Below are 24,124 nucleotides of genomic sequence, written 5' to 3'. Positions count from 1 at the left end.
ATGCGTATCGTATTAAGCGGCGGCGGCACAGGGGGACATATCTATCCCGCTGTCGCCGTTGCCAGGCAGCTTCAGGCGGAAGACAAAGACCCGGCTTTCTTGTATATTGGCGGGAAGCGGGGTCTGGAGAGCAAGCTGGTTCCTAATGAAAATCTTCCATTCCAATCGATAGATATTACCGGCTTCCGCCGCAAGCTTTCCATGGACAATGTGAAGACGGTAATGCGTTTTCTGAAAGGGGTCAAAGCCTCCAAGGAAATGCTCCGGGAATTCAAGCCGGATGTCGTGATTGGCACAGGCGGTTATGTGTGCGGGCCGGTCGTGTATGCGGCCTCCAAGCTTGGCATTCCTACCCTGATTCATGAACAGAACGCGATTCCGGGGCTGACCAACCGTTTTCTCAGCCGTTACGCCGATACGGTTGCTGTCAGCTTTGAAGGAACAGAATCGGCTTTTCCCGGAGGCAAACATGTAATTTATACCGGCAATCCCCGGGCGACTACGGTGACTGCTGCGAACCCCCAGCGCGGCTTTGCTTCACTCGGGATTCCCGAGGGCAGCACAGTTGTGCTTATGGTAGGCGGCAGCGGCGGAGCCCGGGCTATTAATCAGGCGATGATTGAGATGGCCCCCTTTGTGGGTAAGGGTAATGGTGTCCACTATGTATATGTGACCGGTGAAGCTTATTTCGAAGAAACCCGCAAAGCGCTGCGTGAGAAGCTGGGCAGCGAGCCGAGCTGGCTGCATCTTCTTCCTTACGTCCACAATATGCCTGAGGTGCTGGCTTGCACCTCGCTTATCGTGAACCGGGCGGGCGCTTCTTTTCTTGCTGAAATTACAGCACTGGGCATTCCCTCCGTTCTTATCCCGTCCCCTGAACGTGACAAATAACCACCAGGAAGCAAATGCAAGGCAATTGGAACGTGAAGGAGCGGCAGTTGTGCTGCTTGAGAAGGATTTGAACGGTAAGTCCCTGATGGAAGCTGTCCAGAAGATTATCGGTGCGGAGCCTGTGCGCAGGCAGATGTCGGAAGCTTCCCGCCGCCTGGGCAAAAGGGATTCCGCTGCCCTTGTTGTGAGCGAGCTGCGCAGACTGGCGGCAAAACGGAAGCCGTAAGGAACGTCCTGTTCCTCCGGCTGGAGGGGTTTTCCTGCCCATTGCTCTTCACTGTCACACACCCGGGGCCACGAACATAGGATAATCCTATAATCGTGACAATCACCCAGAGCACTTCTTAGTCCATGCAATGCAGGACAGGAGAGCTTACCTGACCGTTCATTGATTCTTGTTCGGGAAGTGCCCAGTGGTGGGTGAGCGGTAATCTCGGAGGTGATACATTGGACAAATTGGTGATTGAGGGTGGAAATCCCCTGTCAGGCACCATACGTATCCATGGAGCAAAAAATGCGGCACTGCCGATTCTGGCGGCTAGCCTGCTGGCCGAAGGAGTTCACTCACTGCACAATGTGCCGAAACTGCTGGACATCGAAACTATGCTGAACATTCTGGAACGGCTGGGGTGCAGGTGTGCTCATGAAGAAGAGACAGTAACGATTGATACTTCGCCCTTGGGCACATCTCATGTTCCAGAGGATCTGATGCGGCAGATGAGATCCTCCATTTTTCTGATGGGACCGTTACTATCCAGATTCGGCGAGGTGACGATTTACCAGCCGGGAGGCTGTGCGATTGGCGAACGCAAGATCGATCTTCACCTGCAGGGGCTCAAACAGCTTGGCGCGGAGATTGAGGAGTCTAATGGGCGGATTTCCTGCAGGGCGGCCAGGCTGACGGGAAGCGAAGTTCATCTGGATTATCCGAGTGTCGGGGCGACAGAGAATATTATGATGGCCGCTGCCATGGCGGAAGGGACCACAACGATATCGGGCGCAGCGAGGGAACCGGAAATCCAGGATCTGCAGAATTTTCTGAACCAGATGGGTGCTCAGATCATCGGTGCGGGTACCGATACGATTACCATCCAAGGTGTGAAAAAGCTCTATCCGTGCAGCTATGAGGTTATTCCAGACCGGATTGTAGCCGGTACCGTGATGATTGCTGCGGCCGCGACCCGGGGCAATGTGACGTTGACCCATACCAATGCCGGTCATTTAACGTCGCTTATTCATGTACTTAGACGGGCTGGTGTTCAAATTACAGTTTGCAATGATATAATTAATATCAGCTGTATGGGAAGACCGCGCGCGGTTGAGAGAATCGTAACCTCCCCCTATCCTTCCTTTCCTACGGACCTGCAGTCCCAGGTTATGGTGCTGCTGTCGCTGGCCGACGGGTTCAGCGTCATTAAAGAGACTGTGTTCGAAGGCCGCTTTAAGCATGTGGAAGAAATGGCGCGGATGGGTGCTGATATCTCCATTGACCTGAACCGGGCTTTCATCCGCGGGGTGCAGAGGTTATATGGAGCTACGGTGGAAGCAACCGACCTGCGGGCCGGAGCCGCCCTGGTGATCGCCGGACTTGCAGCTCACGGAACTACGGTGGTTGAGCAGGCCCATCATATTGACCGCGGTTATGATGGCATTGAAAAACTCTTCCAGAAGCTTGGAGCACGCATCAGCCGCAAAGTACCTGTGCCCGGTCCGTTAGATTTGGCCAATTAAAGCTCCCTGTCTCCTCCGGCTTGATGCGAGGAAGGAGACAGGGCCTTATTACGGAGATACGAGAATGCCTAAAACCCGTTTACCTCTGCTTAAAGAGGACAAGCCAAGCAAAAAAATGAGCCGGAAGGTTACGATCATTCTGCTGCTGTTGTTCATCGCACTGCTGGCCGTGATTTTTTTCCGTTCGTCGCTCAGCCGCATTACAGAGATCCAATTTGAAGGCAACAAATATACCACCCGGAACGAGCTTCTGGCCCAAAGCGGGCTGGCGGTAGGGGGACAATTTTTTGCCGTCTCCAAAGCTTCTGTGGAGGACTCTTTGAAGAAGCTAAAGACCATCCAGGAAGCTGCGGTCGTGAAAAGTTTTCCGGGCACAGTCACCATAAGCATTAAGGAATATCCTGCTGTCGCTTATGAGCTGGACGAGGCTGGTGTACTTGAAGCCATTTTATCCAGCGGGGCGGCCGTGGCTGTGAATGAAACCGGAATTGCGGTAGAGAAGCCCATCCTGACAGGCTGGAAGGAAGAGGACCCCTACAAGGCCAAGCTGTGCCAGGCGCTAGCCGGCATCCCGAATGAACTGACAAGTGATATTTCCGAGATCGTGCCCTCGCCGACGCTGTCCTTTCCGGACCGGATCAAGCTTTATACACGGTCGCATTTTGAGGTCATCACAGCGATTTCCCTGCTTAAGAATAAGGTGGAATATTTGAATCAGGTCATCGAGACCGAGGAGCCCGGGCTGATCAAAATGCTGGAAGCTGATTCTTATGTCCCATTTCAGGACGCAGAGGCAGCAAATCAGGATAAACAAGACGCACAAGAGTAAATAGTCCCTACTATTAGGGCGGGAAAAATGCTACAATCGGATTTACGGGCAATAAGCTGTATCCTTCTTTTTTCTGCGGATTTTTTGAACTGAAGCCGTAAATATGGATGGTGTTTCTTGATTAAACTTATTTTTACTTCATAGTCTTCTTGTTTTACAGATTTTAGGAGGCATCTATGTTTATGCGGAATGCTTGTTATATTATTCCATTCAAAAAATTTGTAGAAAAAAGAGGGAAAGGATTAGGTATGTTGAATATGTACAGAGGAGTTTCCCGTGACCGGGAACAAGCTGTTTTACTGGCTTTACCATTTATTTTGATCATATCAGGAGGTGCCATAGGGCTTGAGCAACAATGACATCATTGTTAGTTTGGACATCGGTACATCCAAAGTTCGGGCAATAATTGGGGAAGTTACCAATGGAACCTTTAATATTATTGGCGTTGGATCTGCTGATTCAGAAGGAATACGCAAAGGTGCGATCGTAGATATCGACCAGACCGTACAATCGATCAAGAGCGCTGTAGACCATGCGGAGCAAATGGTTGGCATCCAAATTTCCGAGGTCTATGTCGGCATATCCGGCAATCATATCGGCCTGCAGTCCAGCCACGGTGTCGTGGCTGTTCAGAATGAGGACCGTGAAATCAGCGAGGATGACATTGACCGGGTAATCAAGGCGGCTGAAGTTATCGCACTGCCTCCTGAACGCGAAGTGATTGATGTTGTCGCCAAACAATATATCGTTGACGGTCTTGAAGGTATCCAGGATCCGCGCGGAATGATCGGCGTTCGTCTGGAAGTGGAGGCGACGATTATTACCGGAGCCAAAACGCCAATACATAATCTGCTTCGCTGTGTAGAGAAATCAGGGCTGAAAGTTAAAGATCTTGTGCTGATGTCTCTTGGAGCCGGTGGATTGGCGCTATCCAAAGATGAGAAATCAATGGGTGCTGTACTGGTGGATATCGGTGCAGGTTCAACAACGATAGCCGTATATGAAGAAGGTTCCCTTTGTGCAACCTCCACGATTCCGATCGGCGGAGAATTTGTAACTAATGATATTGCCTACGGACTCCGGACACTTACGGATCAGGCGGAAAAGGTCAAGCTGAAATATGGCTGCGCCTGGATTGATGATGCTGCTTCTGACGTAGTGTTCAAGGTTTTGCGTATCGGCAGCAATGTGGAAAAAGAGTTCAACCAGGAAGATTTGGCTGCGATTATCGAGCCGAGAGTGCAGGAGATTTTTCATCTGATCCGGCAGGAAGTAAAACGGCTTGGTTACACAGAGCTTCCCGGAGGTTATATACTATCGGGTGGGACTGTATCCATGCCAGGCGTGCTGAAAGCGGCTCAGACCGAGCTGGCAGCGTCAGTGCGCATTGCTGTACCTGACTATATCGGTGTCCGTGACCCCGGTTTCACCGGTGGTGTAGGCATCCTGCATAATGTTGTCCGCAGCTTCCGGGGACGAAGCAACGGCGGGGGAAGCGGCAACAAAAAGACGGTCAACCGGAACAAGCAGAACGCTGTACCCAGTCAGGATACCGTGAAGAAGCCTGGTTTGGTGGAACGTCTAAAGAATATGTTCAGCGAGTTCATATAAGTGTAAGTCCAGATATACTTGGACCGGCCATCCAAGCACTATTCTAGGGGGAGATGGAACAATATGTTGGAATTTGATTTTGAAATGGAGAGCTTGGCGCAAATAAAAGTCATCGGCGTAGGCGGCGGAGGAAGCAACGCTGTCAACCGGATGATTGAAAATGGCGTTCAGGGTGTTGAATTCATCACAGTTAATACAGATGCCCAAGCGCTGCATATGGCCAAATCGGAGCATAAACTGCAAATCGGGGACAAGCTGACCCGGGGGCTTGGCGCTGGTGCCAATCCTGAGGTGGGCAAGAAAGCGGCCGAAGAATCCCGCGATCTGATTTCCAATACGCTTAAAGGTGCGGATATGGTATTTGTAACCGCAGGCATGGGTGGGGGGACCGGTACAGGCGCCGCACCCGTGATTGCTGAAATCGCCAGAGAATGCGGAGCGCTGACGGTTGGCGTTGTAACGCGTCCGTTTACTTTTGAAGGAAGAAAGCGCTCGAATCAGGCGGAGCTCGGCATTGAGGCATTGAAGGAAAAGGTAGATACGCTCATTGTCATCCCGAATGACCGTTTGCTTGAAATTGTGGATAAGAAAACTCCGATGCTGGAAGCCTTCCGCGAAGCGGACAACGTACTCCGGCAAGCGGTGCAGGGTATTTCCGACCTGATCGCTGTTCCGGGTCTGATCAACCTTGACTTTGCCGATGTGAAGACCATTATGACAGAACGCGGCTCAGCCTTGATGGGCATCGGGATTGCCACCGGCGAGAACCGCGCCTCGGAAGCAGCCCGCAAAGCGATTATGAGCCCGTTGCTGGAAACATCCATCGAAGGCGCACGCGGCGTCATCATGAACATCACAGGCGGATCCAATCTCTCCTTGTATGAAGTCAATGAAGCGGCGGAGATTGTTACTTCCGCTTCCGATCCTGAAGTGAATATGATCTTCGGGGCCATTATTGAGGAGAGCATGAAGGATGAAATTAAAGTTACGGTGATCGCCACCGGCTTTGAGCATAAGCCATCTCCGATTGCGCCTAACCGCCGTCCTGCAGCGAGCAGCAGCAGTGAGCCTGCGGTTGACAAGAACGCCAACCTGCGTCCTTTTGGCAATCAGACGCCTTCTGACCAGCTGGACATCCCAACGTTCCTGCGCAACCGCACACGCGGCAATAACGATTAGTCTATAGTCACATACGAGTATACGGAAGCACCGTATCCCCATAGCTTTTGCTATGGAGTGATACGGTGTTTTTTGTTTTTTTAGCTGTTATAATACGGATAACGGGAGTGGATATTATGGAATTGCTGGATCCCCGGGTTGATTTTGTATTCAAACGAATTTTTGCCAGCGAGAATAACAAGGATGTGCTGCTGGCTTTTTTAAACCATATCTTCATAGATGCCGGTGATGCTCCCCTGGATGAAGTAATTCTGCTTAATCCTTATACAGATAAGGATGACCCGCAGGATAAGCTGTCCATCTTTGATATCTGGGCCAAAACCGTAGAAGGAAAGCTGATCAATATTGAAATGCAGCTGTTCAACAAATACGATATGGAGAAGCGGACCTTATATTACTGGAGCAAAAGGTACTCCGGGCAATTGCAGACCGGCGGCAGATACACAGAACTCAAAAAATGCGTAACGATTAATATCTTAAATTATAAGGTGCTGCCCAATGAACATACTCACAGTGTCTTTCATCTGCGGGAGGATATCAGCGGCGCACCGCTTACAGATGACATAGAGATTCACTTTTTGGAACTGCCTAAGCTGAATCAGCCGGCTGTTCCTGGTGAAGGCGGATTAATCAATTGGCTCCTATTTCTGAAAGGGAGCGATAATTCGAATTGGGAGGTTTTGCAGATGAATGAACCGGCTTTGAGAAAGGCCATGGAGACGTTGGAATTTTTAAGTCAGGATTCTGAAGCGCGGCGTAAATACGAAGAACGCCAGAAAGCTCTGCATGACGAAGCCTCGCAAAGGGACGGTGCCCAAAGAGAGGGCTTTGCCAAGGGCATGCAGGAAGGACTGCAAGAAGGACTGCAAAAGGGACTAAAGGAAGGAATTAAAGAAGGAATTAAAGAAGGAATTAAAGAAGGAATTAAAGAAGGAATTAAAGAAGGTAAAATAGAAGGCAAAAAAGAAGGCAAAAAAGAAGGCATTAAAGAGGGCATTAAAGAAGGAATCAAAAAAGGAGTCAAGGAAGGCAAAAAGGAAGGGTTGAGAGAAGGCAAGCTTGAAGTAGCAAAAAACCTGCTGGCTATGGGACTGGAGCTCTCCTCCATACAGGCAGCGACGGGGCTAAGCGAGGAAGAAATACAATCCATCCAATAAATAAAAGACAATAGGTTTGTGCAAAGTCAGCCGTACGAAGGCTGGCTTTTGTGCGTTTGGCAGCGCCTGAACCTAATTTTCAGCAGAGGCTGTCCGGCACCAACAGCCATGGCCGCAGATCATGTAAGAAACATAGGGTGTAGACCAGCTTGTTTTTATTTCCTGGTTGAACATTTGAACCTATTCAGGTGCGGAGCAAGAACGGTGGAGGCTGCTGCTGCCCCCATGTCTGAGAGAAGGGAATTGATGCTATAAACCGACAAAAAAACCTCAGGAATGCCCCCCAAGTTTAGACAGACTTTGGATGCGAGTCTTTCTATACTAATCATATCGTCCAAAAAGAGAGCTTGAACCTTAGTCTTTCGGATAGATCCCCCGCTAGCAGGCAGGTGAATCCACTGGTTGTTTATATTGACTTGATCTTCGCGGCCAATCTGCTGATCGACGGAATTCTTTTATGGCTCACAGGCTGGCTGGTCAAACTGAAAGTCTCTTGGTGGCGGCTCATTCTCTCCGCGCTGGTTGGCGCACTTTATGTGGTGATGATGTTTGTGCCGGAACTTTCGTTCCTGTACACCTTTCTCATCAAGTTTGGTTTGTCGGTAGTCATGCTGTGGATCGCTTTTGGTTTCAGGAATCTGCAAAGCTACCTTCGGGCACTAGGGGCATTTTATATGATTAATTTTGCCGCGGCCGGCGGAATTGTCGGCGTTCACTACTTGCTGCAGAGCTCTGGCGACATCTGGAACGGAATTCTGTTCACCTCCTCCGGCGGCCAAGCTTACCGTTTGAAAATCGGGTTTTGGTTCGTGCTTGCGCTTTTTCCGCTGGTCCTGCTTCTCTTCAAACTGGTCCAGTCCTCAAAAGTCCGGAGGGAACAACTGGAGACGTACATTGGAGAAGTATGCGTTGAGATTGAGGGGGTGAGCGTCACATGCCCCGGACTGCTGGACACCGGCAACCGTTTGAATGATCCGTTAACCCGGATTCCGGTTATGGTGATGGAAGCGTCGCTGTGGGAGGGACATTTGCCGGCCTCCTGGAAAGGCAGGCTGACCGAGATTAGCAGCGATAAGCTCTTGCTGGAAGCGGACGGGCAGTCTTTTGCCTGGCAGGACAGATTACGGCTGGTGCCTTATAGGGGAGTCAACCGCGGAGCATCGCTTATGCTCGCGCTGAAGCCGGATCTGGTGACGATAAAGCTTGGAGAGGAAACCTTTTTCAGCAAAAGGGTCCTTATCGGGCTGGATGGCGGGACACTGTCGGGAGACGGCGCGTACCGGGCGGTCATACACCCTGACCTGACCCAAAGAGAGACCGCTGCGGAGGCGGCGGTGCCTTCATGATTATTCGCTGAAGGACAAAGAACCATCTCAGGGCAACTGTGCACTTCTTGAAGGAGGAACAATAATGGTCAAATGGAAGATTGCGCTGCAGCTGCAATATTACCGCATGCTGTTTCTGCTGGGGCTGAAGAGCCAGGAAATCTATTATATCGGCGGAAGTGAGGCTTTGCCCCCGCCCCTGACAAGAGAAGAAGAGGAATTCCTGCTGCAGCGGCTTTCCAGTGGCGATGCGGCGGTCCGTGCCATGCTGATTGAACGCAACTTGCGGCTGGTGGTCTATATTGCCCGCAAATTCGAGAACACCGGCATTAACATTGAGGATCTGGTATCCATCGGGGCGATTGGCTTGATCAAGGCCGTCAACACCTTTGACCCGGAGAAAAAAATCAAGCTGGCCACCTACGCCTCGCGCTGCATTGAGAATGAGATTCTGATGTATTTGCGGCGCAACAGCAAAACCCGGAGTGAGGTTTCTTTTGATGAGCCGCTGAATATCGACTGGGACGGCAACGAGCTGCTGCTCTCGGATGTGCTGGGCACGGAGAATGACACCATCTACCGCAACATTGAAGAGCAGGTGGACCGCAAACTGCTGCAGAAGGCGCTGGAGAAGCTGAGCGAGCGGGAAAGACTGATTATGGAGCTGCGTTTCGGGCTGCGCGGCGGGGAAGAAAAAACGCAAAAGGATGTTGCCGATCTGCTGGGAATCTCCCAATCCTACATCTCGCGTTTGGAGAAAAGAATCATCAAGCGGCTGCGCAAAGAGTTCAACAAGATGGTCTGAGCTTAAAAAGCCAAGGAATAAAATGCCGGACCGGGGAGATAATGTACAGTAATGTTTCTCCTTGGGAGGTAAATCATCATGACCCGAAATAAAGTCGAGATTTGCGGTGTGGACACCGCCAAGCTGCCCGTTCTGACGAACGTGGAGATGCGGGAGCTGTTCACTTCGCTGCAGCAGCAGGGCGAGCGATCCGCCAGAGAGAAATTGGTAAACGGTAACCTTAGACTCGTTCTTAGCGTTATTCAAAGATTCAACAACCGGGGAGAGTTCGTTGACGACCTGTTCCAGGTAGGCTGCATCGGGTTGATGAAAGCCATCGATAACTTTGACTTATCGCAAAATGTGAAGTTCTCCACCTATGCGGTGCCGATGATCATCGGTGAAATCCGCCGCTACTTACGTGACAACAACCCGATCCGGGTCTCCCGGTCCCTGCGGGACATTGCATATAAAGCGCTGCAGGTGCGGGACAGTCTGACGAATCAGAATTCACGGGAACCGACGATTTTTGAAATTTCCGAGGCGCTTGGCGTTCCCAAAGAAGATGTGGTATTTGCTCTCGATGCGATTCAGGACCCGGTCTCTTTGTTCGAACCCATCTATCACGACGGCGGAGATCCGATTTATGTGATGGATCAGATCAGCGATGACAAAAACAAGGATGTGTCGTGGATCGAGGAAATTGCGCTCCGCGAGGCGATGCAGCGGCTGGGCCAGCGGGAAAAAAGGATTCTGTCGATGCGTTTTTTTGAAGGCAAAACCCAAATGGAGGTCGCTGATGAGATTGGCATCTCTCAGGCTCAGGTATCCCGTCTGGAGAAGTCGGCCATTCAGCAGATGCAGAAGCATGTTAAGTCTTAAACACACATAGCAGGGTTGGACAAGGGTGTTCCGGGTGCGGTGAATAATCGCTGTCCGGGCGCCCTTTTTATTGGACAGGCACTTGAATTTAGGCATGTGGCCAAGCCTGCATAACATATATTGGACTATATGTCTGAATGTACAGGGGTGGCGAGGTGAACGACGATTCTATAGGTAGCGGTAAAAAAATGAAAATCTCTAATTTCCAGACGAAGGATGTGATCAATATTATCGACGGGAAGCGGCTGGGGCAGATCAGTGATCTGGAACTTGATCTCCGCCGCGGCGTGATCGATGCAATCATTATTCCGGGGTATACGCGATTTATGGGCCTCTTCGGTGGAGGCACGGACCTGATTATTCCCTGGCGGAATATCGTGAAGATCGGCGCCGATGTTGTACTCGTCAAGATGGAGGAAATCCGGATGCCGCAAAATCAGGAAGAGCGGGAACCGATGTATCTGGAGCGGGGAGACCGCAGTGACCGGCGCACTTATTGACAAGGTGCGTCTTTTTTTAATATAAAAATTGATATGGTTCACGAAATAAATCTGTGAAGGCATCTTGTGGTACACTTAGGGCGAGGTGAAAAAATGGAACCGTTTATGCAAAAGAGCGGCGCGCCTATGCTGCTTCATTTGGAGCCTTGGCGTGCGGAGCATGCCGAAATTACTGCAGGATTCACAGGCAGACAGGGTGGTATAGGCAAAGCGCCTTATGACAGCTTTAATTGTGCTTTTCATGTTGGAGATGAACCGTCGGATGTGCTCGGGAATCGTACTTTGCTTGCAGAAAGCCTCGGTTTTACATTGCAGGACTGGACCTGCGGAGAGCAAACCCACGGTAAAGATATAGCTGTGGTTAAAGCGGACGACCGCGGGCGGGGCAGTTTGGACAGAGCATCGGCGTTTCAAGGAACGGATGGTTTGCTCACGAATGTACCGGGTGTGCTGTTGACCTCTTTTTATGCCGATTGTGTGCCGCTCTACTTCTATGATCCCCTGAAGAAAGTGGTTGGACTCGCACATGCGGGCTGGAAAGGAACCGTGGCAGAGATTGCTGCTGCTATGGTAGCCCGCATGGAGACGGGGTATGGCAGCCGCCCGCAGGATATTCTTGCCGGGATCGGACCTTCAATCGGGGACTGCTGTTATGAAGTGGACGACTATGTCATGGATCATATCCGCCAGCTTGAGGATGGCCTGAAGACGGCAGCGGGTTCCGGCCCCTCACAGGACTTATACCGAACATCGGAAGCGGATGACCGTAAAAGCATGCTGAACTTGAAAGAAATGAATCGACGCATTATGATTAAAGCAGGAATATTGCCGACTCATATCGAATGTACATCTTGGTGTACAAGCTGTAATCAGGATTTATTCTTTTCGTACCGGAAGGAAAACGGAGTTACAGGAAGAATGACGAGCTGGATCGGAATAAAGGAGAGCTGAACGTTGACACTGCAGGAAAGAATAGCCGGCGTAGAGGAACGTGTAGCACGTGCCTGTGCAGCAAGCGGCCGGGATGTGGCGGACGTCAAGGTTATCGCTGTGACGAAATATGTATCATTGGAAACGGTATCCGCAGTGCTGGAGGCAGGTCTTGAGGATATTGCTGAAAGCCGCTGGCAGGATGCTGAGCCCAAATGGAATGCCCTGGGACATAAAGGAACCTGGCATTTCATCGGACATTTGCAAACCAATAAGGTCAAGGATGTTATTGGCAAATTTCAATATATACACTCGCTTGACCGTTGGTCACTGGCGCGAGAATTGCACAAAAAGGCCGATGCTGCTGGAATTACCGTGAACGTCTTCCTCCAGGTGAATATCTCGGGAGAAGATACGAAATTCGGTCTGGCCCCCGGGGACGTGCCTGGGTTTCTGCATGAAATCGCGGGTCTGCACCGCATTAAGGTCATCGGACTGATGACTATGGCGCCTTATGAAGCGGAGCCGGAGCAGACCCGCCCGGTTTTCCGCGGGTTAAGGGAGCTTCGCGATAAGCTTAATCTGCTGGCCTTGACACCTGAGCCTATACAAGAGCTGTCGATGGGAATGTCGAATGATTTTGAAGTGGCGATAGAGGAAGGAGCCACCTGGGTACGCCTGGGTACGGTATTAGTAGGCCATGAGGAGGGAGCTTGATGGGCGTGATGAACCGGTTTATGAGTTTTTTGGGCTTGCAGGAGGAAGAGGAAATTGTAGAGCGGGAGCAAATTTCCCGCGATGAGGAAGAATATGAGCCTGCCCCTGTAGAAACCCGCAAAAATCAGCGGGCGAACGTCGTCAGTATCCATTCGCAAAAAAATGTAAAAGTCGTGCTGTATGAGCCCCGTTCTTACGAGGAGGCACAGGAAATCGCCGACCATCTCAGAGCCCACCGCACCGTAGTAATCAATCTGCAGCGGGTCCGAAATGACCAGGCGATGCGGATCATTGATTTTCTCAGCGGAACCGTTTATGCCCTGGGCGGAGGGATTTCCAAAATTGGGGGCAATATATTTATGTGCACACCGGATACCGTTGAAATCCAAGGCTCCATTTCGGAGATTCTGGGTGACGATCAAGACTACAACAGAATGAGGTGAACGGGCTTTGTCCCAAATCAATCTAATTATTGAAATCCTATACAACATCTACTTCGTGATGATCATCTTCTACGTCCTTATGTCCTGGCTTCCGAATGTACGGGACAGCTTCATCGGAGAATTGCTTGGCAAGCTGGTGGAACCGTACCTCACCCCCTTCCGGCGGATTATTCCGGCACTGTTCGGAACGATAGACATCTCCCCGATTATTGCCCTGTTTGTACTGGAATTTGCCAAGAACGGATTGCAGTATATTGTGGCGTATGTATTTTAGGCTGCTGCGATGAAGAATGAAATTTACGGACATTTCCACCCCGACGAACGGCAATTTGTGGACAAGGCCTTGGAGTGGGTCACCAGTGCAGGAGAGTATCATGAATCCAAGCTGACAGAATTTTTGGACCCCCGCCAAGGTTTTATTCTGCAGACGCTGGTTAACCGCCACCCGGATGTTTCTGTAAGGTGGGAAGGCGGATCGGCGGAAGCAGAACGGAAGCGGGCATTGGTGGCTCCCGATTACCTGGACCTTGAGGCCGAAGATATGAAGCTGAAGGTCCTCGCCATTTCCTCTGGAGAACAAAAGTTTCTGGCCTTGGAACATGGCGATTATATGGGCGCAATCCTGGGGCTGGGAATGAAGAGAGGGAAAATCGGCGATATCCATGTGCTCGAGGATGGCTGTCATGTAGTTGTGGCGGCGGACATCGCCGATTATTTGGCGATGAACCTGACCGGTGTGCACCGGATAAATGTCAGTACAGAGATATTGCCATTATCCGGTCTGCGCAGCAGCCAGGTGAAGCTGGAGACCATAGACTTGACGGTTGCTTCGCTGCGGCTTGACGGCATTGCGGCGGATGTGACCCGGCTTAGCCGGAGTAAAATTCTTGCGCCCATCAAGGCCGGCAAGGTCCGCGTCAACTGGAAGGTTGAGGAAGATCCTTCCTGCGGACTTAAGGACGGGGATATGGTCTCCATTCAGGGTTTTGGCCGGTTCAAGATTCTGGAGATCGGATCTCTGACCAAAAAAGGCCGCTATCGGGTGCAGGTCGGCAAATTTGTCTGAAATCTATGCAGGAATCCAGTGCTGTCTGTCGAAATTGAATATCTCTATAGGGAGCCAAACATTTTGAAAGCTGAACGCCGATACTTGTAGAAGAGGCGGCCCCAGCGGCAGCCGAGTGAATTCCGTGATTCGCGTATACATGAGCTATAAGGGCAGATAATATTTTGCAAGTGGCTGGTCTTATAGTTCCGCTGAAACGGATACTGTTCTCTTAAGGAGGGCCACAGCTGCTTCTACTTAAATATAGTCTTTCTATTTTGTCTGCGGATAGATAAGGGTTCAGGGGCACAAGAGGTCCGAAATTTCTAGGAGGTGCACAGCATGCCATTAACACCACTCGATATACATAACAAGGAGTTCTCCAGGAGAATCCGCGGTTATGATGAGGATGAGGTCAACGAATTTCTGGATCAGGTCATCAAGGATTATGAGAGCGTCATCCGTGAAAATAAGGAGCTGCACAACCAGCTTTTGTCCCTTCAGGAGCGGCTCGATCATTTTGTGAACATCGAAGAGAGCCTGTCCAAAACGATTCTCGTTGCTCAGGAAGCAGCCGATGATGTGAAAAACAACTCCAAAAAGGAGTCCCAGCTGATCATCAAGGAAGCGGAGAAAAACGCCGACCGGATCATTAACGAAGCATTATCTAAATCCCGCAAGGTTGCGATCGAGACGGAAGAGCTGCGCAAGCAGGCTTCCATCTACCGCACCCGTTTCCGGACGCTGCTGGAAGCGCAGCTGGAGCTGCTGTCCACCGACGACTGGAACGCCTTGGAGAGCCGCGAGGTAAGCGAGAACGCGCTCTGAGCGGCAGACAGCCTTTCGGGCCGTTCAATGTACACCGCAGCCCTCCCTGCTGCGGAGGGTTGCTTCCGTCTTCAAGATTGACATTTCTGCTTAAAACGTCTATAACTAGAACATATCTGTAATCTGTTCATATCTATTCGATGACGGGACAAGTACGATAAGGTAATGTTCTCCAGAGAGTCGGTGATTGCTGCGAGCCGATTGTTCACGCCTTGCTCGGAAGATCTTCCCCTAGAAGCTAAGCTGAAGCGTTCCATACGTGTGTAGGCCTAAGCCGTCTGCCGGACGTTATCCCGGACCCGTGCGGCCAGCATGCTGCGCGGAACTGAGATTGTACTGAATACACATCCTTTGCGGATGTGCATGAGGCACAGAATTAGGGTGGTATCGCGAGCGTCGTCTCGCCCCTTGGGGGCGGGGCGGCGCATTTTTTACGTTGATCATCCCCCTAAATCCCCCTTCTAAGGGGGACCCCAAGGGCTGGCCGCCCTCTGGACACCCGCAACAAGGGATTGTTCGTGGAAAGAGGGGCGTCTGCGGAAGGGAAAGGATTTGTTCGGCGGGGGAGCGGCCCTTCTTAGGCTCCCCTGACGGGGACGCCTGCGGGGCCTTCCATGCGGAAGGGCGAAAAACAAAAGCGAGAGGCACCCCGCCAAGCGCTGCCCTACGGGTTCGCGGGCGGGTCGCCCGGGCAAGGCAGCGGCGGCTCCGCCCCGCCGCGAGAGGCTCCCCACCAAGCGCTGCCCTTCGGGTTCGCGGGCGGGTCGCCAAGGGCAATGCCAGGCCTTGGCGGGAGGCGGCCTGAGGTAGAGCGTGCCGCTTGCGGCGATAAGCGGGCATTACGACAACAGTTGATCAAAACCCGCCTCTCCCCGGAAGTTAGACAATGTTCCGGGTGTCCAGAGGGCGGAGCCCTCGGGGCCCTCCCTTGGCTAAGGGAGGGTTTGGGAGGGATCGAAGAGGTTTTAAGACAAAACCATGGAAGGATTGACCATCAATGCAAAAGGTAGATGTCAAAGAAAAAGCGCGGGCCAGAGACGTCCGCATTTTGAAGAAATGGAGCGACGAAAATACGTTCCGCAGATCCATGGAGAACCGTGAAGGCCGTCCGAACTATGTGTTCTATGAAGGACCGCCGACGGCCAATGGCGTACCGCATATCGGGCACGTGCTCGGGCGGGTCATCAAGGACTTTATCGGCCGCTACCAGACGATGAAAGGCTACCGGGTAGTGCGTAAGGCAGGCTGGGATACTCACGGGCTGCCGGTAGAACTCGGCGTACAGAAAAAGCTGGGAATCTCCGGCAAGCAAGAGATCGAAGAATATGGTGTGGAGAAGTTCATCAAGGAGTGTAAGGAAAGTGTCTTCGGGTACGAGAAGCAGTGGCGCGAGTTCACGGAAGCCATCGGGTACTGGACCGATCTGGATCACCCGTATGTTACCTTGGACAATACGTACATCGAGAGCGTGTGGAACATTCTTGCAACGGTCCATGAGAAAGGGCTGCTGTACCGCGGACACCGGGTAAGCCCGTATTGCCCAAGCTGCCAGACGACGCTAAGCTCGCATGAAGTGGCGCAGGGCTACAAGACGGTTAAAGACCTTAGTGCAACAGCCAAGTTCAAGCTGAACGGCAGCGGCGACTATGTGCTCGCCTGGACGACCACGCCTTGGACACTGCCGGCGCATATGGCACTGGCGATGAACCCGGACATGGAGTATGTCCGCGCCCGGCAGGAAGACGGCGTGTATGTGCTCGCAAAGAATCTCGCGGAAGAGGTATTGAAGGGTGAATATACGATCCTGTCCACGCACAAGGGCACGGATTTTATCGGTCAGAGCTATACACCGCCATTCGGATATATCCAGGCCGAAAAACATAATGTAATCGTCGGCGCATCCTTTGTTACGGATTCCAGCGGTACAGGGATCGTGCATATGGCTCCGGCACATGGCGAAGATGACTATAAAAGCTGCCGTGAGAATGGCATCAGCTTTGTCAACGTAGTAGATACTTCCGGTAAGTATACGGATGTGGTTTCTGATTTTGCCGGACGGTTCGTGAAGGATTGCGATCTGGATATTGTCAAGGTGCTATCCGAGAAAGGCCTGCTGTACAGCAAAGAGAAATACGAGCACAGCTATCCGTTCTGCTGGCGCTGCGATACCCCGCTGCTCTACTATGCAACAGACAGCTGGTTTATCCAGACAACGGCCATCAAGGACCAGCTTATTGCGAACAACAACAGTGTGGATTGGTACCCGGATCACGTGCGCGAAGGCCGCTTCGGCAAATTCCTGGAGGAACTGGTGGACTGGAACATCAGCCGCAACCGCTATTGGGGGACTCCGCTGAATATCTGGGTCTGCCAGGATACGGGCAAGGAATTTGCGCCGCACAGCATTGCTGAACTGAGATCGATGGCGATCGGAGAGGTGCCGGAGGATATCGAGCTCCACAAGCCTTATGTAGACAACATCAAGCTGCGCAGTCCGTTCAGCGAGGGCGGAGTAATGGTGCGGACCTCAGAGGTTATCGACGTCTGGTTTGACAGCGGCTCGATGCCGTTCGCCCAAAGCCACTATCCGTTTGAAAATCAAGACAAGTTCGAGGACCAATATCCGGCAGACATGATCTGCGAAGGGATTGACCAGACACGCGGCTGGTTCTACAGCTTGCTTGCGGTATCGACGCTGTTCAAAGGCAAAGCTCCGTATAAGGCGGTTATTGCCCACGGCCACATCTTTGATGAGAACGGCCAAAAAATGTCCAAATCCAAAGGCAATGTCATTGACCCTTGGGAAATCATGAACGAATACGGCACGGATGCGTTCCGCTGGGCGATCCTGTCCGACAGCGCGCCATGGAACAACAAACGGTTCTCGCGCGGCCTGGTTGGTGAGACCAAATCCAAAATTGTGGATACGCTGGTCAACACCCATGCGTTCCTGACGCTGTATGCCGGCATCGACGGCTATGATCCTGCTGATCATCCGTTCAAAGTATCGGGGCATAAGCTGGACCGCTGGATTCTGTCCCGTCTGAACAGTCTGATCCTGCTGGTGGATAAGGGCCTGGCGGTTAATGACTTCGTCAATACGTCCAAGGCGGTTGAAAACTTTGTGGATGAGCTGAGCAACTGGTATATCCGCCGTTCCCGTGACCGTTTCTGGGGCAGCGGGCTGGGCGAGGAGAAGCTTGATGCTTACCGCACATTGACGCATGTTCTGCTGACTACGGCTACGCTGATGGCTCCCTTTACACCGATGCTGTCCGAGGATATCTTTATGAATCTGGGCGGCGGTGAAAGTGTGCATTTGGCAGATTATCCTGTGGCCGATGAGAGTCTGATCGATCTGGAGCTAGAGCAGGATATGGAGAGTGCGAGACAGATTGTTGAGCTGGCCCGCAACGTCCGCAATGAGACCGGCATCAAGAACCGCCAGCCGTTGTCCGAGCTGATTGTATCGATTGACCGCAGCTTCCATTTGGCGGATTACGAAGAGATCATCAAGGATGAAATCAATGTCAAAGAGATTGTGGTGGAGCACAGCGACAGCGGATTTGTAGATTTTACATTGAAGCTCAATCTGAAGGTGGCCGGTAAAAAATACGGTAAAAACGTCGGCTTCCTCCAGGGCTTCCTGAAAGCCTTGGATAGTGAGGCTACCCGCAAAACCGTACAGGAAGGCGTTATTGCGATTGTATCTCCGGAAGGGGAAGAGCTGCAGATTACCGCTGAGGAGCTGCTTGTAGAGAAACAGGCCAAACCTGGTTTTGCTTCGGCATCCGGGTACGGACTTACAGTAGCGCTGAATACGGAGATCACACCGGAGCTGGTGCAGGAAGGCTGGGTACGCGAGATCGTGCGCGCGGTCCAGGATTACCGCAAACGCCTGGATCTGCCGATTGAGAAACGGATTGCGCTGACGCTTAAGGTGGACGGCGAGCTGAAAGCGGCAGTAACGGCATTTGAACATGTGCTCCGCGAGAATGTGCTGGTAACTACAGTTGATTTCGATGGAGAGCATGCGTTTGAGACCGTAGAAGCCGGAGGCAAATCGATCGGAATTCATATCGGAGCCTAAAGGTGTGCATTACCTGTCCCTTAATGGCATATACTAGCGGCAAAGGATAAGATTCTAGGGGTTAGCGGCAAAATGACGAGCCCGGTGCTTAAAGAGAGTCCTCTCTCTTTTGACCGGGCTCGTTTACTTTGTGGACCTTAAGTGACGCTAGGGAGGAGTCAACGCCATGGAGGGACGGCAAGAGGACAAGCACCGCTTCGGGAAAACAGGAAGAATCTCAATCAGAACATCCGGGGCGGGCAGCAGCACGCAGCAGGGCATAAGCAGTCAGGCAGACAGCAGTACTCCAGAAAAGCATTCACCGCGTCAGTTTGAGCGGGGGAATGAAGCAGGGGCGTTCTGTGCGCTTGAATGCACATGGCCTGGACCAGCCTCCTGCGGATTTCCGCGGCATCAGCGGTGATCCTAACGAGATTCCGCCGGAAGAAAAGCTGAATGCGGTCTACCGGCTGACAACCGGGCTGGTCCAGCAGATGGAGAAAGCGCGGATTGCCGAATACACGCAGCTCCTGAACTCACCCTGGCGCCTGGTTTGGCTGAATGTACTGTCGGGAACGGCGCGGGGGTTGGGGATTGCGCTGGGCTTTACTTTTTTTGCCGCAACGATCATTTATGTGCTTCAGGTTCTTGGGGCGCTCAATCTGCCGATCATCGGCGATTACATTGCAGACATTGTGCGGATTGTACAGCATCAACTGGAGCTGAAGACTTTTTAAAATAACCCCGCAAAGTGTGCCTTTGCATGGAAGCTAATTCACGTAATTTGCGGGGGATCCAATATATGTAAAAAAAGAGCAGCCCCAGGCTACTCCCTTTCTTTTTTACTCAGCGGATCGAGAAGGTAGCTGCCTTCCTCGCTGTCCATATAGTGGCGGTAGCTTGATCCCTTGATGACCATCATATGGTTCCCGGCGATGTCGGTAGCGATAAAGTTCTCCCAAGGCTCCACGAAGCCCTCGGTTTCGTCAGCTTCAATCTCCATATCATTATAAGAAGAAATGTCATTGCCCTCGGCCATGGCTGGAGAATTGGAGCTGCCCCAGCTCTCAACAATCTGCCACGCGTCTTCACCGTCGAACCGGTTCTGTTCCCCGCGTTCGTCCAGACTGGTGCGTCCAAACGGCGGGGATAGAAATTCCTCTTCTGCAGGCCTTGTGAAAGGCGAGCTTTGACGGGGATTATGCTCTTTGCAGAAACGGGTGGCAGGAACAGCTGACAAGCGTTCCACTGAAATGGCTTGACCGCAAACAGCGCAGATCCCGTAGGTTCCTTCTTCCATGGCGGAAAGTGCGGCTTCGATCTCATCCAGCTCATGCTCGTCCCGTTCCAGGAGGGAAATATCTATAGAGCGGCTGTATAGCTCCGTGGCGGCATCGCCGGGGTGGTTGTCGATTTGGGACAGCTCCCCCGTCGTGTCGCGCATGGCATCCTGCAATCCGTAATGCCCGTTGTTTTGCAGTCTGTGGTGGATATCCTTCTGCTGCTGCAGTAGGTTTTCACGCAGCCCGGAGAGCTGCTGTGGTGTCAGATGGCTCATAGGAGGTTGCTCCTTTCTAATGCTTAAGACGAACGTTCCAAAACCCGGGATCACCGGCTTGTGTTTCTCTGATAGCTTGGCCGGGGAACCCCTTTTTTAGCGCTGGAAAATAGTGCCCGTCCCTTGGGCTTTGTGTCCTCCTGCAATAGACGGCTTCTCGAGGCCTGTGCTACAATATACAAGTCTTTATACAGTATTCGTACCGCCTGCAGCGGGAAAAATAAGAACGGAGTGACAACTTCTGTGGTGTACTATCTGATTGCGCTTATCGTATTTTTGGTAGACCAGGGTACCAAGTATTTGATTGCTACCCGGCTGGAGCTCGGCGAGCAGATTCCGGTTATCAAGGATTTTTTCATTATCACCTCCCACCGCAATCAAGGAGCTGCCTTTGGCATTCTTCAGGGACAGCAGTGGTTTTTTGTCGTGGTCACCGTTATCGTTGTGTCCGGAATTGTCTGGTATTTGAACAAGGCAAAAGCAACCCGCAAGCTGCTGCCCACTGCACTGGCACTGGTACTCGGCGGAGCTGTAGGCAATTTTCTGGACCGGCTTTTGAACGGAGAGGTTGTTGACTTCCTGATGTTCAATTTCGGCAGCTACACCTTTCCGATCTTTAATGTAGCGGATTCCTGCATCGTGATCGGGGTGGGGCTGATTATTCTGGATACGCTGCTTGATATGAAGAGCGGAGAAGAAATCAACGAGGTTAAGGAAACCAAGGAAGTCAAGGAAGGGAATGAATGAGTTGAACAAGGACGTCAATCAGCAGGTGCCCTCCGGTGCCTTCGAAGAAGAAAGGGACGTCACGGAATGGACTGTTGCCGGAGAGAATGCCCGGGAGCGGATCGATAAATACATTACAGAGTCTTGGGAAGATGACATTTCACGCTCCCAGGTGCAGATGTGGATCAGCGGAGGACATGTAACCGTAAACGGCGCTCCGGTAAAAGCCAACTATAAGCTGGCCGAAGGCGATGTGGTTGCAGTTGCTGTACCGGAAGCTGAAGCAACAGACCTGATTGCGGAGGATATTCCGCTTGAAGTGGTCTATGAAGACAGCGATGTTATTGTTGTAAATAAACCGCGCGGGATGGTGGTTCATCCGGCAGTCGGCCATCCGTCCGGCACACTGGTCAATGCGCTGATGTATCATTGCAAGGACCTGTCCGGCATTAACGGCGAGATTCGTCCGGGGATTGTGCACCGTATTGATAAAGACACCTCCGGACTGATTATGGCCGCTAAAAATGATGCCAGCCATGCATCGCTCGCAGCCCAGCTCAAGGAGCATAGCGTAACCCGCCGCTACATCGCTGTAGTGCACGGTAACCTGTCCCATGACCAAGGTACGGTAGATGCGCCTATTGGCCGTGATCCGCATGACCGCAAGCTCTATACCGTAACAGAGAAGAACAGCAAACGGTCTGTGACCCATTTTACCGTGCTGGAGCGGTTTGGGGATTGTACCCTGCTGGAGCTGCAGCTGGAGACCGGACGCACGCACCAGATTCGTGTGCATATGAAGTTTATCGGTCATCCGCTGGTCGGAGATCCCATCTACGGACGCAGCAAAGGGACGACTATGAACGGACAGGCCCTGCATGCCGCTGTTCTGGGGTTTGTGCATCCCTCCACCGGTGAATATATGGAGTACAGTGCGCCCATTCCGGCCGATATGGAAGAAGTGCTGTTTGCTCTGCGGAGCAGATAAGTACAAATCAAGTGATTATAAATCCATGGTTTTGAAGGCGGCTTTGCGGCATATTTAGAACATATACAAATTGAACTTGAGATATTAAGAATAAGAGGGAAAGTGGCATTCTCTGGAGTCACGCCCATCCTGAAATACAAAAATCATAAGTTCAGTTTATGTAGGAACAAAAAAAGCAGGAGATGAGGCAAAGATTATGAGTATTGAACAATATCAGGAGACCTTCATTCAGACTAATTTTGCGGACCGCATCGGCGGTGCGAATTATGGCAAAGATACAGCCATCTACAAATTTGAGAAAATCAAACGCGCCAAAGCGTCGGCGAAACAGGATTTTCCGAATATTGAGCTGATTGATATGGGTGTGGGCGAGCCTGATGAAATGGCGGACGAAGGGATCGTCGCCAAACTCGCGGTAGAAGCCGCCAAAGAAGAAAACCGCGGATATTCCGACAACGGAATCCCGGAGTTCAAAGCCGCCGCCGCCGCTTACCTGAAGGAAGTTTTCAGAGTGGACGGCATTGACCCTGTAACTGAGGTCGTGCACTCCATTGGTTCGAAGCCTGCGCTGGCGATGCTGCCATCCTGCTTCATTAACCCGGGGGACATTACGATTATGACAGTTCCGGGTTATCCGGTGCTGGGCACACACACGAAATATCTGGGTGGACAAGTGTTCACTGTGGAGCTGAAGAAAGAAAACAACTTCCTGCCTGACCTGAATTCCATTCCGGAAGAGGTTGCCCGCAAAGCGAAGCTGATCTATCTGAACTATCCGAACAACCCGACGGGCGCCAGCGCAACTCCTGAATTTTTCAGTGAAGTGGTAGCCTGGGCGAAAAAATATGATGTAGTTGTCATTCACGATGCGCCATACGCCGCCTTGACCTATGACGGTATGAAGCCGCTCAGCTTCCTGTCCGTACCGGGTGCGAAGGATGTCGGCGTTGAGCTGCACTCCTTGTCCAAGTCCTATAACATGACCGGCTGGAGAATCGGGTTCGTAGCCGGCAACCCGCTGGTAGTCAAGGCGTTCAGCGATGTGAAGGACAACAATGATTCCGGTCAATTTATCGCTATTCAAAAGGCAGCGGCTTATGGCCTGGAGCATCCTGAAATCACCGAAGCGATTGCCGCCAAGTATTCCCGCCGCCACAACATGCTGGTGGATGCGCTGAACAGCCTGGGCTTCTCTGCCGAGAAACCAAAAGGCTCATTTTTCCTTTATGTGGCTGCTCCAAAAGGCATTAAGGGCGGACGCCGTTTTGAATCCGGCGAAGACTTCTCGCAGTTCCTGATCCGCGAGAAGCTGATTTCCACCGTGCCATGGGATGATGCCGGCCCGTTCGTCCGTTTCTCTGTAACCTTCATCGCCAAGGGCGAGGAAGAAGAGAAACGCGTCATCTCGGAAATTCAGAGACGCCTTAGCGACGTTGAATTTGAATTTTAATTTTAATTAAGCTTAGCGATGTAGTTTTTAAGGCTGCTGCGGAGAAATCTGCGGCGGCTTTTTTTACAAGATAAGAATTTATATACTGAAGCGGACTGAGGAGCCCTTATTTTGCCGAAAATCTTGTTTTTTCAGTAGTTACGGACTGAGGAGCCGTTATATCGTTCGATGGAGCCTGGAAAAAAAGGGGAAAGGACAAATAGAGGCATCTCAGTCCGTTGTCCTGCGGAATGGACGAATCTTCCTTCAATAACGGCTTTCCTGTCCGCAACGGCTGCGGATAGATCGCGAAGGGAGCTCATCGTGTCCGCAGAAAGACCCACACCATAATCATACGGTCCCCAATGCATGTCTTAATGGACTTTTGGGCAAGGTTGTGTATGTGGTTTAACAACACTCTGGGCGAGCGTTGTGCATGTAGTATAACTATGAGCTCTAAGCAAGTCAAAGAACGCTAAGCCTTCCTATCATACAACGATCC

General features: G+C 51.7%; 22 protein-coding genes and 1 pseudogene. 22 read left to right on the top strand and 1 reads right to left on the bottom strand.

The genetic code is table 11. The features are described from left to right. From murG to JI735_RS00595, 19 genes and pseudogenes are all read left to right on the top strand, one after another. Positions 1-1,117 (top strand): annotated as a pseudogene (gene murG, locus JI735_RS00685) (undecaprenyldiphospho-muramoylpentapeptide beta-N-acetylglucosaminyltransferase). 221 nt (positions 1,118-1,338) lie between these two features. Beyond that, positions 1,339-2,622, top strand: a complete 1,284-nt coding sequence (gene murA, locus JI735_RS00680; protein ID WP_039837025.1) for a UDP-N-acetylglucosamine 1-carboxyvinyltransferase — start codon at positions 1,339-1,341, stop codon at positions 2,620-2,622. Positions 2,623-2,686: 64 nt separating this feature from the next. Continuing rightward, positions 2,687-3,451, top strand: coding sequence for a cell division protein FtsQ/DivIB (locus tag JI735_RS00675; RefSeq protein WP_039837027.1), 765 nt, complete (start codon positions 2,687-2,689; stop codon positions 3,449-3,451). 176 nt (positions 3,452-3,627) lie between these two features. Then, positions 3,628-3,810, top strand: coding sequence for a hypothetical protein (locus tag JI735_RS00670; RefSeq protein WP_020427835.1), 183 nt, complete (start codon positions 3,628-3,630; stop codon positions 3,808-3,810). After that, on the top strand, positions 3,797-5,062 hold the full coding sequence (ftsA, locus tag JI735_RS00665) for a cell division protein FtsA (protein ID WP_039837029.1): 1,266 nt from the start codon (positions 3,797-3,799) through the stop codon (positions 5,060-5,062). Before JI735_RS00670 ends, ftsA begins: the two co-directional genes overlap by 14 nt. Positions 5,063-5,125: 63 nt before the next feature. Further along, positions 5,126-6,241, top strand: a complete 1,116-nt coding sequence (gene ftsZ, locus JI735_RS00660) for a cell division protein FtsZ (RefSeq protein ID WP_039837031.1) — start codon at positions 5,126-5,128, stop codon at positions 6,239-6,241. Positions 6,242-6,357: 116 nt separating this feature from the next. Next, on the top strand, positions 6,358-7,398 hold the full coding sequence (locus JI735_RS00655; RefSeq protein WP_202676931.1) for an Rpn family recombination-promoting nuclease/putative transposase: 1,041 nt from the start codon (positions 6,358-6,360) through the stop codon (positions 7,396-7,398). Between the two features lie 398 nt (positions 7,399-7,796). Then, the gene (gene spoIIGA / locus JI735_RS00650) at positions 7,797-8,744 is read left to right on the top strand and encodes a sigma-E processing peptidase SpoIIGA (RefSeq protein ID WP_039837043.1); all 948 of its coding nucleotides are present in this window, start codon (positions 7,797-7,799) and stop codon (positions 8,742-8,744) included. A gap of 61 nt (positions 8,745-8,805) precedes the next feature. Next, entirely contained in the window at positions 8,806-9,528 is a 723-nt protein-coding gene (gene sigE / locus JI735_RS00645) for an RNA polymerase sporulation sigma factor SigE (protein WP_025707241.1), read from the top strand. A gap of 78 nt (positions 9,529-9,606) precedes the next feature. Then, positions 9,607-10,389 (top strand): RNA polymerase sporulation sigma factor SigG, encoded by a 783-nt coding sequence (sigG, locus tag JI735_RS00640; RefSeq protein WP_019909334.1) that lies wholly within the window; start codon positions 9,607-9,609, stop codon positions 10,387-10,389. Positions 10,390-10,577: 188 nt separating this feature from the next. After that, entirely contained in the window at positions 10,578-10,889 is a 312-nt protein-coding gene (locus JI735_RS00635) for a YlmC/YmxH family sporulation protein (RefSeq protein WP_039837034.1), read from the top strand. Between the two features lie 93 nt (positions 10,890-10,982). After that, positions 10,983-11,840 (top strand): peptidoglycan editing factor PgeF, encoded by an 858-nt coding sequence (pgeF, locus tag JI735_RS00630; RefSeq protein WP_039837037.1) that lies wholly within the window; start codon positions 10,983-10,985, stop codon positions 11,838-11,840. 3 nt (positions 11,841-11,843) lie between these two features. Further along, on the top strand, positions 11,844-12,536 hold the full coding sequence (locus tag JI735_RS00625) for a YggS family pyridoxal phosphate-dependent enzyme (RefSeq protein ID WP_039837039.1): 693 nt from the start codon (positions 11,844-11,846) through the stop codon (positions 12,534-12,536). Further along, positions 12,536-12,979 (top strand): cell division protein SepF, encoded by a 444-nt coding sequence (locus tag JI735_RS00620; RefSeq protein WP_020427825.1) that lies wholly within the window; start codon positions 12,536-12,538, stop codon positions 12,977-12,979. Before JI735_RS00625 ends, JI735_RS00620 begins: the two co-directional genes overlap by 1 nt. Positions 12,980-12,986: 7 nt before the next feature. Beyond that, complete coding sequence (locus JI735_RS00615) at positions 12,987-13,253, top strand: YggT family protein (protein WP_020427824.1); 267 nt, start codon at positions 12,987-12,989, stop codon at positions 13,251-13,253. Positions 13,254-13,262: 9 nt separating this feature from the next. After that, complete coding sequence (locus JI735_RS00610; protein ID WP_039837041.1) at positions 13,263-14,045, top strand: YlmH family RNA-binding protein; 783 nt, start codon at positions 13,263-13,265, stop codon at positions 14,043-14,045. A 321-nt stretch (positions 14,046-14,366) separates the two neighbouring features. Further along, the gene (locus JI735_RS00605; protein ID WP_025707246.1) at positions 14,367-14,852 is read left to right on the top strand and encodes a DivIVA domain-containing protein; all 486 of its coding nucleotides are present in this window, start codon (positions 14,367-14,369) and stop codon (positions 14,850-14,852) included. A 997-nt stretch (positions 14,853-15,849) separates the two neighbouring features. After that, on the top strand, positions 15,850-18,942 hold the full coding sequence (ileS, locus tag JI735_RS00600) for an isoleucine--tRNA ligase (RefSeq protein ID WP_039837050.1): 3,093 nt from the start codon (positions 15,850-15,852) through the stop codon (positions 18,940-18,942). A gap of 413 nt (positions 18,943-19,355) precedes the next feature. Then, the gene (locus JI735_RS00595; protein ID WP_154969396.1) at positions 19,356-19,658 is read left to right on the top strand and encodes a DUF5665 domain-containing protein; all 303 of its coding nucleotides are present in this window, start codon (positions 19,356-19,358) and stop codon (positions 19,656-19,658) included. 89 nt (positions 19,659-19,747) lie between these two features. On the opposite strand, the gene JI735_RS00590 is transcribed toward JI735_RS00595, so the two are convergent. Continuing rightward, positions 19,748-20,479 carry a TraR/DksA C4-type zinc finger protein gene (locus JI735_RS00590; RefSeq protein ID WP_039837052.1) on the bottom strand — a complete coding sequence of 244 codons (732 nt, stop codon included), beginning with the start codon at positions 20,477-20,479 and terminating at the stop codon, positions 19,748-19,750. 243 nt (positions 20,480-20,722) lie between these two features. Here JI735_RS00590 and lspA point away from each other — a divergent pair, with 243 nt between their 5' ends. The 3 genes from lspA to JI735_RS00575 all read left to right on the top strand — a co-directional run bounded on the left by lspA (position 20,723) and on the right by JI735_RS00575 (position 23,643). Then, positions 20,723-21,226 carry a signal peptidase II gene (gene lspA / locus JI735_RS00585; RefSeq protein WP_039837055.1) on the top strand — a complete coding sequence of 168 codons (504 nt, stop codon included), beginning with the start codon at positions 20,723-20,725 and terminating at the stop codon, positions 21,224-21,226. Next, positions 21,219-22,193, top strand: coding sequence for an RluA family pseudouridine synthase (locus JI735_RS00580; RefSeq protein WP_039837056.1), 975 nt, complete (start codon positions 21,219-21,221; stop codon positions 22,191-22,193). Before lspA ends, JI735_RS00580 begins: the two co-directional genes overlap by 8 nt. Before the next feature lie 196 nt (positions 22,194-22,389). Next, complete coding sequence (locus tag JI735_RS00575; RefSeq protein ID WP_025707720.1) at positions 22,390-23,643, top strand: LL-diaminopimelate aminotransferase; 1,254 nt, start codon at positions 22,390-22,392, stop codon at positions 23,641-23,643. The last annotated feature ends 481 nt before the right edge of the window (positions 23,644-24,124 follow it).

It is taken from the genome of Paenibacillus sonchi (assembly GCF_016772475.1).
Lineage (GTDB): Bacteria > Bacillota > Bacilli > Paenibacillales > Paenibacillaceae > Paenibacillus_AQ > Paenibacillus_AQ sonchi.
This window is presented reverse-complemented; position numbering and strand designations above follow the sequence as displayed.